Origin of the sequence: Sorangium sp. So ce204 (genome assembly GCF_051526795.1) — a bacterium.
Classification (GTDB): Bacteria; Myxococcota_A; Polyangia; order Polyangiales; family Polyangiaceae; genus Sorangium; species Sorangium cellulosum_B.
Genome location: NZ_CP150317.1, coordinates 1617742 through 1634939, shown reverse-complemented (window position 1 = coordinate 1634939; position 17198 = coordinate 1617742). Strand labels below are relative to the sequence as shown.

General features: G+C 72.5%; 15 protein-coding genes and 1 pseudogene. 6 read left to right on the top strand and 10 right to left on the bottom strand.

The window, feature by feature from the left end; all coding sequences use genetic code 11:
* Positions 1 to 21 precede the first annotated feature (21 nt).
* Positions 22 to 1095: an AAA family ATPase gene (locus WMF22_RS05985; protein ID WP_437298140.1), complete on the top strand. Its 1074-nt coding sequence runs from the start codon at positions 22 to 24 to the stop codon at positions 1093 to 1095.
* Positions 1095 to 1727 carry a hypothetical protein gene (locus WMF22_RS05980; RefSeq protein ID WP_437298139.1) on the top strand — a complete coding sequence of 211 codons (633 nt, stop codon included), beginning with the start codon at positions 1095 to 1097 and terminating at the stop codon, positions 1725 to 1727. Before WMF22_RS05985 ends, WMF22_RS05980 begins: the two co-directional genes overlap by 1 nt.
* Positions 1728 to 1769: 42 nt before the next feature.
* Here the strand turns inward: WMF22_RS05980 and WMF22_RS05975 are convergent, their stop codons facing one another.
* The 4 genes from WMF22_RS05975 to WMF22_RS05960 form a co-directional block, all read right to left on the bottom strand.
* Entirely contained in the window at positions 1770 to 2666 is an 897-nt protein-coding gene (locus WMF22_RS05975) for a hypothetical protein (RefSeq protein ID WP_437298138.1), read from the bottom strand.
* Positions 2667 to 2796: 130 nt separating this feature from the next.
* A complete protein-coding gene (locus WMF22_RS05970; RefSeq protein ID WP_438035148.1) occupies positions 2797 to 3366 on the bottom strand; it encodes a Uma2 family endonuclease in 570 nt (189 codons plus the stop codon).
* Between the two features lie 49 nt (positions 3367 to 3415).
* Positions 3416 to 6085, bottom strand: coding sequence for a HEAT repeat domain-containing protein (locus WMF22_RS05965; protein WP_438035147.1), 2670 nt, complete (start codon positions 6083 to 6085; stop codon positions 3416 to 3418).
* 150 nt (positions 6086 to 6235) lie between these two features.
* Complete coding sequence (locus tag WMF22_RS05960; RefSeq protein ID WP_438035146.1) at positions 6236 to 7336, bottom strand: hypothetical protein; 1101 nt, start codon at positions 7334 to 7336, stop codon at positions 6236 to 6238.
* 307 nt (positions 7337 to 7643) lie between these two features.
* Here WMF22_RS05960 and WMF22_RS05955 point away from each other — a divergent pair, with 307 nt between their 5' ends.
* Both WMF22_RS05955 and WMF22_RS05950 read left to right on the top strand, forming a co-directional pair.
* Complete coding sequence (locus WMF22_RS05955; RefSeq protein WP_437298134.1) at positions 7644 to 8558, top strand: hypothetical protein; 915 nt, start codon at positions 7644 to 7646, stop codon at positions 8556 to 8558.
* Positions 8559 to 8699: 141 nt separating this feature from the next.
* Positions 8700 to 9623, top strand: coding sequence for a hypothetical protein (locus tag WMF22_RS05950; RefSeq protein ID WP_438035145.1), 924 nt, complete (start codon positions 8700 to 8702; stop codon positions 9621 to 9623).
* Positions 9624 to 9673: 50 nt separating this feature from the next.
* Here the strand turns inward: WMF22_RS05950 and WMF22_RS05945 are convergent, their stop codons facing one another.
* Positions 9674 to 10636: a phosphoribosylaminoimidazolesuccinocarboxamide synthase gene (locus tag WMF22_RS05945; protein ID WP_437298132.1), complete on the bottom strand. Its 963-nt coding sequence runs from the start codon at positions 10634 to 10636 to the stop codon at positions 9674 to 9676.
* 127 nt (positions 10637 to 10763) lie between these two features.
* Between WMF22_RS05945 and mdh the strand changes: the two genes are divergently transcribed.
* A complete protein-coding gene (gene mdh, locus WMF22_RS05940) occupies positions 10764 to 11705 on the top strand; it encodes a malate dehydrogenase (protein ID WP_012233684.1) in 942 nt (313 codons plus the stop codon).
* A 114-nt stretch (positions 11706 to 11819) separates the two neighbouring features.
* Here the strand turns inward: mdh and WMF22_RS05935 are convergent, their stop codons facing one another.
* Positions 11820 to 12995 carry a hypothetical protein gene (locus WMF22_RS05935; protein ID WP_438035144.1) on the bottom strand — a complete coding sequence of 392 codons (1176 nt, stop codon included), beginning with the start codon at positions 12993 to 12995 and terminating at the stop codon, positions 11820 to 11822.
* Between the two features lie 310 nt (positions 12996 to 13305).
* On the opposite strand from WMF22_RS05935, the gene WMF22_RS05930 reads away from it, so the two are divergent.
* A complete protein-coding gene (locus WMF22_RS05930) occupies positions 13306 to 13779 on the top strand; it encodes an N-acetyltransferase family protein (RefSeq protein ID WP_437744545.1) in 474 nt (157 codons plus the stop codon).
* Positions 13780 to 13831: 52 nt separating this feature from the next.
* Here the strand turns inward: WMF22_RS05930 and WMF22_RS05925 are convergent, their stop codons facing one another.
* The 4 genes and pseudogenes from WMF22_RS05925 to WMF22_RS05910 all read right to left on the bottom strand — a co-directional run bounded on the left by WMF22_RS05925 (position 13832) and on the right by WMF22_RS05910 (position 17194).
* Positions 13832 to 14302: an NUDIX domain-containing protein gene (locus tag WMF22_RS05925; RefSeq protein WP_437298129.1), complete on the bottom strand. Its 471-nt coding sequence runs from the start codon at positions 14300 to 14302 to the stop codon at positions 13832 to 13834.
* Positions 14303 to 14501: 199 nt separating this feature from the next.
* Positions 14502 to 14993 (bottom strand): annotated as a pseudogene (locus WMF22_RS05920) (hypothetical protein); the annotation flags it as partial.
* Positions 14994 to 15319: 326 nt separating this feature from the next.
* Positions 15320 to 15868, bottom strand: coding sequence for a hypothetical protein (locus WMF22_RS05915; protein WP_437298127.1), 549 nt, complete (start codon positions 15866 to 15868; stop codon positions 15320 to 15322).
* A gap of 759 nt (positions 15869 to 16627) precedes the next feature.
* Positions 16628 to 17194 (bottom strand): Uma2 family endonuclease, encoded by a 567-nt coding sequence (locus WMF22_RS05910; protein WP_437298126.1) that lies wholly within the window; start codon positions 17192 to 17194, stop codon positions 16628 to 16630.
* Positions 17195 to 17198: the final 4 nt, after the last annotated feature.

The window sequence follows — 17198 nt, the reverse complement described above, 5'->3', positions numbered from 1 at the left end:
GCTATGCTGGGGTCGATCTCGATGGACCGACCCTACGTCGAGCAGCTCCGCATCCAGGGCTACGGCTGCGTCCAGGACGCGACCCTGGAGCTGACGCCGCTGCATGCGCTCATCGGGCCCAACGACAGCGGCAAGAGCACGGTGCTGCGGGCGCTCCGCACGCTCTCCACCGTCCTCGAGCGGGCGCTCGGGGCGCCGTCGCTGGACACGCTCGGGCGCGCCGGCCCCGCGAGCAAGGCCCCGGACGGCGCCGTGTTCGAGGTGTCGGCGGCGAGCACGACGTGGCGCGTGGAGCTCGACGCCGGGGGGCGGGTCCGGTCCATGTCGTTCCCCAGGGATCTCGAGCCCCCTTCCCTGCTCGACGACGCAGACGGGGACGACGCGGTCGGCGCGCCCAGCCCGGAGCGCCCTGCGCTGGACATCGTCCAGGCGCTGCGCGGGGCCCAGACGCTCCGCCTCGATCCGGACGCGCTGAGGGCCCCGCACCCGCTCATCCCCGACGGGCACCCGCTCTGCTTCGCCGACGAGCGCGGCACGGGCCTGCCGGCCGTCTACGACGCCGTCATCAGCCGCGACCTGTCGGCGTACGTCGATCTGAACGAGGAGCTCACCCGCCTGTTCCCCAGCGTGAAGAGCCTCCACCTCGCCAACCCGAGCTCCACCACGAAGGCGATCGGCGTGAAGCTCGAGGGCGGCGCCGTCGTGCCGGCGTCGCTGATGAGCGAGGGCATGCTCTACTACCTCGCCTTCGCGGCGCTGCCGCACCTCGATCCGACGCCCCTGCTCCTCGTCGAGGAGCCCGAGCACGGGCTGCACCCCGCGCGCATCGCCGACGTGATGCGCGCGCTGCGCCTCGTCTCCGAGAAGACCCAGGTCCTCCTCGCGACGCACAGCCCGCTCGTGGTGAACGAGCTGCAGCCGGAGGAGGTCACGGTCGTCACCCGCGCGGGCGAGCGGGGGATGAGGGCCACGCGCATCCTGGACACGCCGGGCTTCGAGGATCGGGCGAGGGTGTACGCGCTGGGGGAGCTCTGGCTGAGCTACGCGAACGGCGGTGACGAGGCGCCGCTCCTCGGAGGAGGGCCGCGGCCGTGATGAAGGGGCCCGATCGGATCCGGGTCTTCCTCGTCGGCGAGGGCGAGAGCGAGCTCGGCAGCCGCGCCGGGGCGCCCGCCTACCAGTCGGACAAGCACCCCGGCGTGCTCTTCACGCTGCTCTCCCGCGTCCAGCCGAGCGGATGGGTCGTCGGCGGCGCCCGCGAGTGGAAGAGCATCCGGAAGTACCAGGCGCGCGGCGCGGCCCACGAGGACACGCACCACGTGCTGGGCGCGGCGCTCGACGCGCAGGAGGCGGGGTGCGAGATCCTCGCGTTCGCCCGCGACATCGACCGTGATCCGGCGCGCCGCGAGGCGATCGCGGAGGGCATCCGGCGCGTCTCGTCGGCCCTGTCCTCGCCGCCCGACGTGATCGGCGGCGTGGCAGCGCCGGCGCTCGGCGGCTGGATCCTCGCGCTGCTCGGCGAGAAGGCGACCGAGGAGCTGTCGCCCCTCAGGGCGCAGGCGATGCTCGCTGCGAAGGGCATGATGCCCGGCGACGGCGCCGCCATGGTGCGCGTGGCGGAGGACGCCGACCTCGACGCCGTCCCCCCGGACGCCACGTCGCTCGTCGAGTGGCTCGCGCGCGCGCGCGCGGTGCTGCCGCGGCGGGCGGGCCGCGGCGTGAGGTGAGCGCTGACGCCCTCACCATGGAACAGCCATCGTCGGAAGGGGCTATCCCAGAAGTCGAAGCGTGCGAGCTGCTTCGGCGGCGACCCTTGCGCGTTTGTCCTTCACGAACGTCTCGATGAGAGGTCGATCCTGTTCGCGGCCGAACTCTGACAGCACCGCGAGGGCGCCGATGAGCTGCGCGGTCTGGCCGGAGGAGCTCGTGAGCATCGAGAGCGCGCGGTCGCCGGTCTGTCCTGCCCATCGTCGGACGGGAGGACTCGCGTCTTCGAGGGCTCGAGCGAGGCGCGGGGTGAGCTCGTCCGGGAACAAGCGAGCGAGGTGGGTGAACGCGCTCAGGCGCAAGTATTGGTCTGCCGAACGGGTCGCGAGGTCGAGCTCGGCGACGGCCATGTCCGGGAAGCGGGACATGAAGCCTTCGACGTCTTGCAGAACACTGGAGCGCGCGCCCCGTGGCGTCTTGATGACCATGTCGACGAGCGGGAGGCACCAAACCAGGTGCTGGACGCTCGAATACGCCAGCAGCGAGGCCCAGGCGTCGCGCGCCTGTTCAGCGACCTGGGGAACAGGGTCGACGATCCGGCTCGCGACGCCAGCCAGCGAGATGGCTTCCACTCGGACGGCGAGCGCGGAGACAGCGCGCTGGCGCAGGTAGCCGTCGCGCTGCATGGCGAGACAAACCAGGAGCGGAGTCGACAGGCTGGAGATATCGAAGGGGAGCAGCGAAGAGAACTCGGTGAGATCGAGACCGACCCTGGCGTAGGCCTCACGGCTGCGCAGGATCCGGTCGAAGTAGCGAAAGGCGCGCGCCCCGTCCCGCTCGAGACGAGCTCGCAGGGTCGGGGCGTGCGTGGCGTCGTCCAGAAGCGCGTCCCGAACCAGCTTGTGAAGGTTGAGCATGCGTTTCGTCGGCCGATGAAGGGGAGTGGAGAGCGAGGGCATCGCTTTCGGCCTGCCGACGCCGCTTCTCGCGGCGACCAGTCCGGGCGACCTCCTCACGCCGCCCCCGCGGGGGGTGGGATCGATCCGCGGTGCTGTCGCAGCGGATCGGCAGCACGATGAGGTGAGCCGGTCAGCCGAAGAGCTCGGCGACCTTGCAGGTGAAGCCCGGCAGCACAGCGCCGCCGTCGAGCGTGTCCTCGCGCCCGAGAATGCGCACATGATCAGGCGGCGTGAGCACCATCACCCGCGCTGGATCGGGATCGATCACCCAGACCATCGCGGCGCCCGCAGCCATGTACTCGAGCGCCTTCTTGAGGAGCTCCGACGCGGACTGCCCGTCGCCCAGGATCTCCACGGCCAGATCCGGAGCGCCGTCGAGCCAGCCGTCCGCGCCCCTTCCCGTGGGGAGGCGCTCGACCCGCGCCATCGCGACGTCAGGCCCGCGCAGCCGGTCCGGATCGCGCGCGAGCTTGGTGCCGGGATCACCGCCGGCGACGCTCCAGCCCGGGTGCTCGCGGGCATAGAGCTTGAGAAGAACGCTGACGTTGACGACGAGCTCCCCGTGCCGCCAGGTGTTGCTCGTCATGGGCACCCATTCTCCATCGACGATCTCTCCAGCCTGCGCGTCCGGATCGAGGCGAGCGGCTTCGTCGAAGGTCATGTCCTTCGGGGTCGAGATGCGGCCAGCGATCACGCTCATGGAACCACTCTAGCGCGCGAACGGCGCGCGCGGAGGCCGGTCTGCCGCCTCAGCGGCGGCGGCACTGCGGCGCCGCGGAGAGCGCGGCCCTCGCCGCCTCGCGCAGGCCGTGCGGCGTGTCCTTGTCGAGCAGCGGCTTGAGGCGCGCGGGCAGATCCGCCGGGTGCACCGACCCGAGCGCCGCGAGCGCCGCCGAGCCGAGCCGCTGATCGTGCTCGCCGATCGGCGCCTTCGCCCGGAGCGCGAGCCGCGTCCACAGGTCGACCGAGCTCGCGTCGCACATCGCCCCGAGCGCGAGGATCGCCCGCGCGCGCACCTCGAGGTCCTCCTCCTTGTCCTCCGCCCGGTCGCGCACGGCCTCGATGTGCGCGGTCGCGCGGTGCGCGCCGAGCCCATCGAGCGCATGCCGGCGCACCTCGGGCGAGCTGTCGGCGAGCGCCCCGACGAGCGCACGGTCGCCCGCCGGCGTCGCCGGCATCGCGCCGATCGCGAGCGCAGCGCCGCCCCGGATGAACGTCCACGGGTCCGAGGTGAGCCGCGCCGCGAGCGCCTCGGCCGCGCCGGCGGGCAGCTTCGCGCCGGCAGCGGCCGCGCGCGCGAGCGCCACGATCGCCGCCTCGCGCACGCGCGCGTCCCGATCGGAGGCCGCCGCGAGCAGGTCCTGCGCGAGCGACGGCACGTCCGCCGCGACCTCGGCCGCGCGGAGGCGCACGTGCGCGTCGGCGTCCTTCCTGAGCGACGCCCGGAGGTACGCCTCCGCCGGCGCCTCGCCCGCGCGCGCGAGCGCCGCGGCCGGCGCTTGCAGCAGGTAACGCCGCTCGAAGGGCGCGCTGCCCGCCGACGCGAGCGCCTGGAACGCCGCCCCGCCGCCCTTCACCCGCCCGAGCGCCGGCCCGAGCGCGCGCAGCAGATCGAGCTGCGCGTCCTCCGGCCGGGCGCGGAGCCGCTCGATCTGCACCTCTTCCTCGACCACGGAAGCGGCCCGCTCGCTCCGCGCCGCCAGCGCGAGCGCGGCCCGTAGCTCCCTCCGCGCCGCGCCGCGCGCCCCGGCGAGGGCGTCGAGCAGCGCCGGGATCGCCTCGGCCGGCGCGACGAGCGCGAGCTCCCGGGCCGCCACCACCCTGGCCGCGGCCGCGCCCGACTTCACGATCTCCGCGAGCGCCGGCGCGGCCGCGCGCCCGCAACGGCGGACGCGATCGCGCGCGTGGTGGAGCTCCGGATCGAGCTCGGGCGGCGCAGCGCGAGCGGCGCGCCCCGGCGCGGCCGACGCCAGCCCGGACGCGCGCCCCGCGGACGCCGCGCCGGGCGCGAGCTGCGCCGCCGATGCCGCGCCGGACGCCAGCCGCGCGGCGAGGAACGGGATCTGCACCGCGCAGGGCGCCGTGTCGATCACGCCCCGGGCGAGGTGCCTGCCCGCGGGGTCGAGCCTGTCGTAGCCGGCGATCGCCGCCTCGACCGCCTCCGGCCCGCCGCGCGCGAGCAGCGCCGCCGCCGCCCTGGATCGCTCGCCGCCGCCCGCGAGCGCGCCCACGAGCGCCGCCGGGCCCTGCCCGTCGAACGCCGTGCGCGCCGTGACCTCGGCGATCGTCACCCGCACCTCCGGCGCCGCGGGCGCGCCGCGACCCCCGGCCCCCGCCGGCGCGTACGCGTCGTCGAGCACGACGGCGATGCACGAGGCCTTGATCTCCTCGGGGAGCTTCACCTCGTAGCCGGCGGACTCCTTGAGCCACGCGTCCTCGGGCAGGCTCACCTGGAAGAGCCGGTCGGGCGTCGCCACGAAGAGCGTGCGCGGCGCGGCGCCGCCCTCGACGCCGTCGGGCGGTTTGATGCGCAGACCCAGGCCCGTGATCCCGACCTCGTCCGCCGACGAGAACGACACGAACTCTCCCCGGCCCGCGCCCGCCTTGCCCTCGGACCACGCGGTCTTCGGATCGCCGTCGGCGATCTCCGCGAAGCGCTTGCCGACCGCGCTCGACGCGGCGGTCGGGCGCAGCAGCCGGAACGCAGCCGCCGCCGCGTCGGCGTCACGGCGCTCGGCGACCACCTTGCCCGCGGCGCGCCGCTCCTCCGCCGAGAGGTTCTGGAAGCTGGCCCCCTTCAGGAGCGTCATGGTCCGGGGATCGACCTCGCTCGCGCCGACCAGCGCCGGCCGCCCGCAGAGGGTCACGTCGTCTCGCAGCTGCCCGACGAGCACACGGCTTCCGCTGCCGCCGAGCGGCTCCACGACCACGGCGTCGCTCCGCCCCTCGCCGTGCTCCCCTGTCGCGACGCCGGTCCAGCCGCTCCAGAGCACGAGCGGCTCCGTCCCCTTCCCCGCGAGCGGCGCCGCGAGCAGCATCACCCAGCTGCCGCTCGCGCCTTCCGGCGCGCCGGCGCCCGCCGGCTTTCCCGCGGCCGGCGCCTCGATCTTGGCGAGGCGCTTGCCGTCCGCCAGGGTGACCGGCACGACGCGCGCGCCGCCGAGCAGCGGCGCCACCTCGGACGGCACGGCGAGGACCTTGCCGCCGTCGGGCGCGCACGCCGCCGCAGCGGGACAGGCGCGGGCGGTGACCCCGCCCGGATCGATGCGGACAGCGAGCGCCTGCTGGCCCGCCGCGTGAGGGAGCACCACGGGCGCGGCCTGCGCGGCGGCGCTGCCACCGACGGCCGCGGAGGCTGCGATCACCCCGGCCGCGGCGCCAAGGCGAGGCCGCCGGAAACGAAACGGCGATCTGGACATGCGCGCCATCCTAGTCGCCCGGCGCGGCGAAACCGCTCGAGAGTTGATCGAGCGTTGACGCCTCGAGCACGGCGCCGCTCCCGCCCGGACCGGCGCTGCGGCGCGTCGTCCGGGCGAGCCCACCGCGCACGGCGGGCCCGCGCGCCCTCGCTACTTCGGCGTCTCCGTGGCGGGGATCCAGAAGCCGCCCTCGTCCGGCGGCGTCATCCCGAGCGCCTTCGGGAGCACGTTGGTCCAGCCCGCCACCGTCTCGAGCAGGTAGATCTCCGCGCCGGCCTCGATCTCGCCGATCGGCTTCTCCTTCTCGTCGCGCCGCGCGCGGACCGGGATCGCCCTCGTCGCCTTCACGATCGGCGGCGCCTTGTCGAGCGCCAGCTGCGCGCCGGCCACCGCGGTCGTCGGCGGGATGTACTGGTCCATCATCTCGCCCTTCTTCAGCGGCTCGAGATCCTTGAGGCGACCCCAGGCGTCGATCGTGAGGTCGCCCCGAGACATCAGGTGGACGAAGCCGGACTTCGCCTCGGTGCTCCAGAAGAGCTGGGCCGTCCCCTCGAGCATCCTCAGCGTGAAGATCACGTCGCCGTCCGGGCGATCGAAGAGCTCGATCGTCGACGTCTTCATCAGGTACCCGCGGGCGCTGCCGGGGATCTCCATCTTCGTGGGGACGCCGCGCTGCAGCGCGAAGGCGTCGCAGGGGGCCGAGGCCTTGGCTGTCTGCCTCTCGGACCCGGAGATCGAGAGCTCCGCGCGCAGCGAGTCGCCCGTGGCCGCGACGAGCTTCACCTTCTGCGCGCTCGAGATCCACACGTGCCCGGCGATGACCGGGATGTCGCGCGTCGTGAACACCGCGACGTCCGAGGGCGCGATGTAGCCGTCGATCCGCAGCGCAGGCGAGCTGTCCGACGTGCTCAGCCGCGCGCGGCCCGCCGCCGGATCCGCCGGGATCGCGCTCAGCGTCATCGGGACCAGCGCGCCGGTGAAGCTCGCGACCGTCCTGCCGCCGCTCGGCGCGTCATGCAGCCGGGCGCCCTTGGGCACCGGCGCCGTCCCCTTCAGCTTGCACGCCGGCCCCGACACCGCCTGGCCGACCGTCGCGGTCGCCTGCGCGGCCGCCCCCGTCACCTGCGCGGCCGACACCACCACCTGGGCGGGCTCTGCCTTCGCCTCGGAGACGGCCGGCGTGCCCGGGAGCCCCGCGCAGAGCACCCCCCCAAGAGCCAGAAGACCGAGTCCCAGAACGTCGCTTCTCATCCACTTCCTCCGACACAGGACGGCAGCCCCGCTCGCGCGGCGAGCCCGAGCGCCGTCCCCACCTGTCGAGTCTCCCTGGAACCGCCGGCCTTCTCTGCGCGGCGGCGCACTCACTGCGGGGCCGCCCGGCACGCCGAGCCGCCCCTGCCGTTGGTCGGATCATCCTAGCGGATCATTCAGGCCTCGCCCGAGAAAGGTCCTCCGCCGCAGCGCCTCCACCGTTTCGGGTGTATGGAGCAGGGCGCCCGACGCGGCACGCGCCGGGTCGCCCGGCTGGACGGTACCTACCTCCCCGGGAAGCCACGCCATGCACGGATTCGATCTCGCCTTCGCCTCCCCCCGCAAGCTCCCCCGCGCCCGCGATCTGCGCGGCAACGTCGCCGTTCTCGACATCGCCTTCGCCTCGGAGGCGGGAGGCAAGAGCTTCGAGACGGTCACGCTCCCCCTCATCCAGGACCTCGGGCCGCGGCTCGCCGCCTGGGTCGATCACCACGACAGCGCCCACCACGCGCGCTTCGCCGGCGACCCCCGCTTCGTCCTGTCGACCAAGGCCGAGCACGGCGCCTGCCCCGAGATGATCACGCCGGAGCTCGTCGCCCGCGCCGGGCGCGTCGACACCCTCGTCTGCCACGTCGACTTCGACGGCCTCGCCAGCGGCGCGAAGTGGATGCGCGGCGGCGTCGAGCCCTACCCCGGCTGCGACGACGACGCCCGCGCCATCGACACCCGCATCGGCGTCCCGGGCCCGGCCGCCACCCGCATGGACCGCGCGCTCCGCGCCCGCCCCCGCGATCAGGCCCTCTTCGGCCTCATCGTCCGGCACCTCGCGTCAGGCCTCTCCGACCCGTCGCTCTGGACGCCCATCGACCAGGCCGGCGCCGAGCTCGCCACCATGGAAGCCGAGACCCGCCGGCTCGCGCTCCGCTACGAGCGCGTCGAGCCGGGCCTCGTCCTCGTCGACGCCTCCCAGCGGGGCGGGGCCTACGACAAGACCCTGCTCCTCCTCATCGGGCAGGAGCGCGCGCCCATCTCCGTCGTCGTCGACAACGACAGCATCACCTTCGCCGCCCGCTTCGACAGCGGAGTGAACTTCCTCGAGACGTTCAAGATCTCCGGCGGGATGCCGACCCGCATCTCCCTCCAGCGCTCCCGGCTCCAGGAGGCGCTCGTGGCCCTCGGGGTCAAGGCGAGCGACGCGAGCCGGCTCGCCGCGACCCCCTGAGCCCCTCCTCACCGCGATCCCGCCGACATCGTTGACGCTGTGGGCCTCGACTGCTAGGGGGGGCATTGCAGATCTGCAATTTGCAATTCTGCAATGAACATCGGATCCGAGGCGTCACGTCTGCGCCGAGCGTGAGGGGGTATGGCAGCGACAAACTTGTCTTCGACGGCGAGCAGCGGTGTCGACGAGCTCCTGTTCCGGAACGACTCCGTCTCGCTCTGTCTCCTGGTCAATCGACGGCACCGGACGCTCCGCATCGTCGACTTCCGCGCGGGACCCACGCCGTCCAAGCGGAGCTTCGTGCTGTCGGCCGCCAAGCGCGAGGGGGTCGAGAAGATCTTCACGCTGGTCGAGCGCGACGAGGTGCCGACGTGGACCCGCCTCGGGTTCACGCGGGAGGGGTCGATCCCCGGCTTTTACAAGCGCAGCGACGCCTGGATCCTCGGGGCGGTCGTGTCCGAGATGACGTCGCGGCTGCGCGCGAGCGGCGACGGCGAGGAGGGCGGCGGGGGAGACGACGTCGCGGCCTCTCCGGCGGTCCTGCTCGCGGAGCGCACGATCGCCCGCGCGAGGCGGCTGCTCCGGGAGGCCGAGGGGCGGCCGCTGCCCGCGATCAAGATCGCGCCCGCGAGCGGCGTCGAGCTGCGGCGCGCGGTCGCGGCCGCGCAGCGGGCGGGGCGGGCGCTGACGGGCTTCGAGCCGTTCGGGCGCGACGCGGTGCGGACGGGCTACGTGCTGTCCGCGCGGGGCGGCTTCACGCTGCACGCCGCGTGGGAGATGCAGTCGTGCTTCGGCAACTCGTTCCTGGAGATCCTGTGCCCGCCGCGCCACGAGGCGGAGCGGCTCGCCACGACGGCCGCCATAGGCGCGCTGTGCGAGCGCCTCGTCGAGGAGAAGGCCGTGAGCACCTTCACCTTCGCCCCCGCGGACGACCAGGAGCTGTGCGCCGCCCTCCTCGCGAACGGCTTCCGCCGCTCGGCCGTGCTGGCGCGGCACCTCGTCGTCGGCCGCGCCCGCAAGGACGCCATCCTCTGGGCGAAGAAGCTCGTCGCGCCCGAGGCCTGAGCCCGCCGGCCCGCGCCCCGCGACGATTCATGGGCGCGGCCGCGCCCGCCTCACACCCCCAGGTTGCGCGGGATGCGCACCGCCGGGTCCTCGAGGTCAGGGACGAACGCCGCCCCGGTGATCCGCTCGAACGCCTCGATGTAGCGGCGGGACGCCTCGATCCGGACCTCGTCCGGGATCGCGGGGATCGGCCCGTCGCCCTGGAAGCCGCGCGCGGCGAGCCAGCGGCGCACGTACTCCTTGTCGAACGACTCCGGGTCCTCGCCGGCCGCGAAGCGCTCGCCGTAGGACGAGGCGAACCAGAAGCGGGACGAGTCGGGGGTGTGGATCTCGTCGATGACGACGATGTTCCCGTCCCGGTCCTTGCCGAACTCGTACTTGGTGTCGACGAGGATGAGCCCCTGCTCCGCGCACGCGCGGGCGCCGTGCTCGAAGAGCGCGAGGGCCATCTCGGCGGCGGCGTCGAAGTCGCGCGCGTCGATCGTGCCGAGGGCGAGGATCTCCTCGCGCGAGGCGGAGAGATCGTGCCCGCCCTTCGGCGCCTTGGTGCTCGGCGTCAGGATGGGCCGCGGCAGGCGCTCGTTCTTGCGGAGGCCCTCGGGGAGCCGGTGGCCGCAGAAGACGCGCTCGCCACGCGCGTAGTGCGTCCAGATGCTGGTCGAGGTCACGCCCGTCACGTAGGCGCGCACCACCATCTCGACCGGCAGGGGCACACACTCGATCGCCTCGAGGACGTTCGGGTCGGGCTGGGAGATCATGTGGTTCGGGGCGACGCTCCGCGTGCGCTCGAACCAGAAGGCGGACAGCCGGTTCAGCACCTGGCCCTTCAGCGGCAGCGTGCCGAGCACGCGATCGAAGGCGCTGATGCGGTCGGTGACGACGAGCAGGCGGCGGCCGTCCGGCGTCGTGTAGCAGTCCCGCACCTTGCCCTCGTAGCGGGCGAAGGGGCCCGCGAGCGAGGTGCGCTCGAGCACCCTGCCGAGCGCGGTGCGCAGATCGTCCTCGGTGACCATGGGGCGCGGCTTACCCGGGCTCGCGGGCCGAGTCGACAGGTTTCGAAGGCGCCGGCCGAGTTCCCTCCCCCGCGCCGCCCTGGAGCCCCGTTGGTCTCCGGCCGGGGGGGTGGTATTAGGGCCGCCCATGGCAAACCGAAGAAAGATCGCCCTCATCGGCGCCGGCAACATCGGCGGGGAGCTCGCGGCCCTCATCGCGCGCAAGGAGCTCGGGGACGTCGTGCTGTTCGACATCCCCCAGAAGACGGACTTCGCGAAAGGCAAGGCGCTCGACCTCGAGCAGAACGGCGCCGTGCTGGGCTACGACGCCTCGATCAAGGGCACCTCGAGCTGGGCGGACTGCGCAGGGGCCGACGTCCTCATCGTCACGGCCGGCATCCCGCGCAAGCCGGGCCAGAGCCGTGACGACCTTGTCGCGACGAACCTGCCGATCATCCGCAGCGTGGCGGACGGCGCGAAGGAGCACTGCCCGAACGCGCTGGTGATCGTCATCTCGAACCCGATCGACGCGATGGTCTACGAGTTCAAGCGCCGCACCGGCTTCCCGCGCGAGCGCGTGCTCGGCATGGCGGGCGTGCTCGACAGCGCGCGCTTCCAGCTGTTCCTCGCGCGCGAGGCGAACGTGTCCGTGAAGGACGTGCGCGCGATGGTCCTCGGCGGCCACGGCGATGACATGGTGCCCATCCCGTCGGCGTGCACGATCAACGGCGTGCGCGCGACCGAGCTCATCAGCAAGGAGAAGCTCGACGCGCTCATCGCGAGGACCCGCAAGGGCGGCGGCGAGATCGTCCAGCTCATGGGGACGAGCGCCTACTACGCGCCCGCCTCGAGCGCCGTCGCGATGGCCGAGAGCTACCTGCTCGACCAGAAGCGGCTGCTCCCCGTCGCGGCCTACCTGGACGGCGAGTACGGCTACAAGGACATCTTCATGGGCGTGCCGGTCATCCTCGGCGGCAAGGGCATCGAGAAGATCGTCGAGCTGCCGCTGACCGCAGAAGAGAAGGAGATGCTCGCGAAGAGCGCGAAGAGCGTGCAGGGCATCACCGACGTGGTGAAGGCCTCGAGCTAGCGCCGGCCGCGCGGCGCGCCGCGCGTCACGAAGCGCGCGAAGAGCACGCGCGCCAGGAGCGGGAGGGAGAGGAGAGAGCGAGGGGCTCTCCCTCTCCCTCGGCGCTTCAGCGGCTCACATCACACCGCCGCAGAGGCCATCCAGCACGGCCGTCAGCTCGCGCCGTGGATCGCGGGCGAGCTCGCCGGGGCTCGCGCCGCCCGCCGGCATCTCGGCGGCCGCGTCGCCGTCCCCCGCAGCGATGTCGCTGATGCGCTGGCAGATCAGGTTCATCATCTGCCAGCCCTCGGTGAGCGCGCCCCGCAGCGGGCCGAGGTCCAGGCCGGGGAAGCCCTTCAGGAGGCTGTACCCGAGCTTGAAGTGCTCGGCGTCCACCTCGGCGTGCGTCGCGAAGTAGTCCGAGTCGGGGAAGATCTGCTGGGCCGCCGTGAGGAGGACGTCGGCGCAGCGCTCGATGACGAAGTGGACGAGGACCGTCCGCTCCTCGGTGGACGCCGAGCCCATCCGCTCGATGAACCAGGACGACGCCGCGGCGATGCCGCGATCCCAGGACGGCGAGCTCCGCGGGTCGTGCATCCTGGAGAGCCTCCGGTTGTGCCCGACCTCGTCGGCGAGGTGGCGCTCGGCGATCGCGATGGCCCCGGGGTGCGACTCGAAGACGACCCTGGCGCACAGGACCTTCTGGAACGCGTTCGACCAGATCTGGAGCGCGCCGAGCATCCGCCGCTTCACGTCGTCCCGGAGGGCGCGCTCGGACCGGATGAGCTGCATCAAGGGGCTGCCCGCGAACTCCCGCGCGTGGACCTCGTTCTCCTCGACGAGCAGATCCACGGGAGAAACGGCGCGATCCGGGGACGCCTCGTCCGCGCCGTCCTCCCGCCCGAGCGCCGCGCACAGACACGGCGTGTCCCAGCGAGGCTCGCTTTCGTCGAGCTCCTCGAGATGGATGGATATCGCGGAGAGCCCGCCCGGCGCGCCGCCCACGAGCCCCTGCAGCCCGCCGGGAGGGACCATCACGACGTCTCCCGCCTGGACGCGGCAGGGCGAGCCCCCGATGACCTCGCCCGAGCCTTCGGTGACGACGAGCATGCCTTTGCCGAGGAGCGCACGAGGCTTGAGCGGCTGGCGTTCGAGGAGGCGTACCCATCTCAAGGACAGGTGGCAGACTTCGGGCAGGTACGCCGAGAGCTCCGAATGTTTCCGGAGTTCCTTGAACAGCCCCAGCAGGGTGCGCTCATCCGCCTTGAGAGACTCGATCGCGAGGATGTCGGCTGTGTTGACTACGCGCATCTACACGGTCCTCCGGGTCGACATGATGCGTCGACTCTGCACGGCTTGATCGCCTGTGTCTAGATCGCACTCGAGCATGAAGGCGAATCGTGCGGGCCTGAAAAGGAAGAACTCCCGCGGTTCTCTTCATTCACGCTTCCCGCTCCCTGCACCGCTGTTTCTCGGCATCTCTATTTTTCTGCTCGTCTGTTTCTATGCCTCTCTGCTCCCCTGCCCGGCTCCTGGCGTGATTCCGTGATCCCGTGATCCCGTGATTCCGTGGTTCCGTGATTCCGTGCGGGACCGCCATGTGTCGTGGCAGGATGCGCGCATGAGCCAGCCGCAGCTCGTACCCGCCATCCGCCGCGCCGCCGAGGCAGACCTGCCGGCGATCGTCCATCTCTTCTCGATCCCGGACGAGGGCAACGCGAAGACGGACCACCCCGGCCCGCCGCTCGACCCGCGCTACCGCGAGGCGCTCGCCGCCATCGCCGAAGATCCGAACAACGCGCTGCTCGTCGCGGAGGTCGAGGGGCGCGTCGCCGGCGCGTTCCACCTGACCATCATCCAGTACGTGGCGAACCGCGGAGCACGGGTGGCGCAGATCGAGAACGTCATCGTGGACCCGAGCCTCCGGGGCCGCGGGATCGGCGAGGCGATGATGCGATGGGCCATCGACGAGGCGCGGCGGCGGGGGTGTTTCCGGGTGCAGCTCACCTCGAACAAGGCGCGGCTGCGCGCGCACCGCTTCTACGAGCGGCTCGGCTTCGTGGCGAGCCACGAGGGGATGAAGCTGAAGCTGTAGACACGAGCAGCCGCGCGGCCAGCGGGATCGCCACGGCGCGGGGGGCGCCGCCTCAGCGGCCGCTCACGAGGAGCGGCCCCCCCTCGGCCCCGAGCAGCGACAGCGGGAAGACCTGCGCTCCGGCCAGCACGTCGCCGCAATAGCGCTCCACGTCGGGGCCGCGCAGCGGCAAGGCCGCGAGCTCCTCCAGCGTGACCCAGCGCGCCTCGAGCGAGTGCTCGTCCGGCTGGCTCTTCGGGGGCGTGGCGTCCCGAGGCCGCGCGAGGAAGATCACCCGGAAGCGCGCCTGCCAGGGGCCCGGGCTGTGCTCGATGCGCAGGATGCCCTCCAGCTCCACCGGGACGCCGCTCTCCTCCAGCGCCTCGCGCCGCGCCGCCTCCGCGAACGTCTCCCCGGGCTCGACGCGGCCCGCCGGCAGATACCAGCGCTGGTCGTGCTTGCGCTCGTGCACGAGGAGGAACCGGTTCCGGTGCCTCACCAGCACCACGGCGATGCACCAGGTCGGGATGGCCGTGCGGGACATGATCGGACCTGCGACAGCTTATCCGGGAGCGCCGTTCGCCAGAAGGGGGGACGTGAGGATCACCCCGGCGCCGCGCCAGCCGGAGCGCCGGCCCGGGCGGCTCGCTCGGCACCGCGAACGCGGCGATGGTGAGCACCGCCATGAGGGCGCCGAACACGAGGAGCCCCATGAACAAGGCGATCCCGGCGTGCAGCGCCATGGTGGCGACGACCCATGGCAGCCGCGTGCGGCGCGGCCAGATGAGGAAGCCATAGCCGATCTCCACGAGCAGCACCGTCCACCCGGCGACCGCCGCGAGCCAGGGGGCGCCGGCGAGCCACGCGAGGTCGAACTGCCGGTATTCGGGCAACATGACCGAACGCCAGATCGCCTCGCCGTCCCACCACGGCTCGCCCGCTGCCTTTCCCAGCCCGCTGACGAGGTAGGCGAACGAGAGGTGCAGCTGCACCACGCGCAACCCGAGCCGGGCTGCCGGCGTGGGCCCTCCGCGCGCGCGCCCGAGCCGGCGATCCATGGAGAACGCGGCCTCCGAGGGCATCCAGAGGAGATAGAAGAGAAAGATGCTGGCGAAGCTGTCCACGCCATAGACGGTGGAGCTCGCCGTCGTCACCAGCATCAGGTGGGTGAGCCACGCCAGGAAGGCCGCGGCCCTGGTGCACCAACCGACCAGGAGCGCGGCGAGGGCAACCACGTAGATCACGCCCGTGCCCAGGATGACCGGATCCTCCCCGATCCCGAGCGGGGCGAGGAGCTCCACCGCCCAGCCGATGCGCGGCAGATCGGTCCTCGCGAACACGTCGCGCAGAGGCCCCTGGAGGATCCCGGACCGGCCGTAGAGCTCGAAGAGCGCGGGCGCGACGAGCGCCGCTTGAAGCAAGAGCACGGCCGCGAGCCCGATGCGGAGGGCGGCGAGCGGCGCCGCCGAGGCCGGCGCCAGCGCGAAGCGCTCGATCGCGCGGAGGACGCGCGCGGGCTCGGCGCCTGCGGCCACCCCGCGGAGGCCGATCGAGGGCTCCTTCACCGCGCACCCCCGCTCGCCTCTCGAGAGGTCCGGAGCTTCGAGCGGATCATGAACTTCGCCTCGTACTGCAGGTTCCAGCTGGACCGCTTCCCCTCCCGGTACTCCCGCATCGACGGCAGATCACACGTCTCCAGTCGGACGAGGACGCTCTCGGCCGCGGGGTGTCTCGCCAGCACCTTGCCCGCCCACGAGGCAGCGATCGAGCGCTGGATCGTCGGGTCTTCCACGCTCAAGAAAGGCGTGATGAGGTTCAGTATCCGGATCTCCGTCTCGCGGCTGGCGCCCGACTCGAGGGCGTCGGTGAGGGTCGCACCGCCGGCATCCGAGACGTGAAAGCTGGCCCTGGGCAGCGGGGTGATGCTGTCCGCGAAGAAGGCATAGCCGCTCTCGGCCCCGGAGAGCGCGCCGTAAACCGCGAGCGCCCGCGCAAGCCAGCCGTCTCCCGCGGGATGAATCTGGAGAGCCCCCATGACGACGAGGCCCAGATGGCCCACGACGGCGACAAGGGCTGCGGCGTGACTCCGGCGGTTCCGCTTTCCCTCCATGCAGTCCCCTCCGGGTGTGCCCGCCTGCGAGCGCCCGCGAACCTGACCGACGAGAGCGATACCGGGAGAGGGCCGCCCGTCCCGCTCTCCTGCCGCGGCGCCGGCGCCCTCAGCGATCCGCCCTGCCCTCCCTCGGGCGTCCGCCGGCCGAGGGGGCGAGGCCCCCCATCGGGCCGCCGCCGGTCATGTCACCGCCAGTGCCCGTACCAGAGACCATGCCAATGACCATGACCGTGCCAGTGACCATGACCGTGCCAGTGACCATGACCGTGCCAATGACCGTGCCAGTACCCATGCCAGGGCCTGTACCAATGACCATACCAGGACCCGTACCAGGGACCGTACCAGGGCCACTGGCGTGCAGGACGAGCGCCGGCCGCATCCGCGGCGACGGGAGCTCGTGTTTCCGCGATGAGGACGAGTTCCTCGACGGGCGTCGTGGGTGCGGCCGATGCGAGCTGCGCTGCCCCGAGGCATGCGGGCGGCGCGGCCAGCAGGCCGATGATGTTGATGCGCTTCATGTTCCCCCCGTGTGACGGCTGCACATGACGAGCGCCGAACATGGCCGAGTGTCCTCGACACCCATGCAAGCCGCACGCCCCGGCTGCATCCGGCGGCGGACGGTCGTCGCTTCCCCGATCTCGGGGTGACAATCACGATAAAGCGGAGCTCACGCACCTCGCCTGGCGCGCGGCTCGACGCCGACCGGCGACGGCAGATCCTGCGCTATTCCTGCGCTATTCCTGCGCTATTCCTGCGCTATTCCTGCCAGAGAACGCCGAGCTCGATCTCCACGGCGTCGAAGGGCGCCGCGCGCACGGTGACGTCACCCTCCCACGCGCCCACGCGCGCGAACCGCCCACCGTCGATGCGGTAGACCTCCAGGAGCCGGAGCCGCGGGTCGATCAGCCAGTAATGCGCCACGAGCTCGCGCGCGTAGATCTCCATCTTCTCGCGGCGATCGAGCGCCTCGGTGGACGGCGAGATCACCTCGCACACCCAGTCGGGCGCGAGGAAGATCGCCGCGTTCCGCATCGGGATCTGCGGCATCCGATCGCGGCGCCACGCGGCGATGTCAGGGATCACGATGTCCGGATCGGTGCCGAGGTGCAGCTCGGGCTCGACCAGCAGCGCCCACCGGCCAGGCCCCTTGATGCCCCGGCGAAATGGCAGGTACAGCTCGCCCGCGAGCACCGACGTCACGTTGCGGGAGGACACGGAGGGCCGCGGCGTCGCGTGGAGGACGCCGTTCAGGACCTCCGCCACCTGATTCGGCGGCGTGTCAAGCACATCCTGGTACGTGGCGCGACGGGCGCAATCGGACATGGTC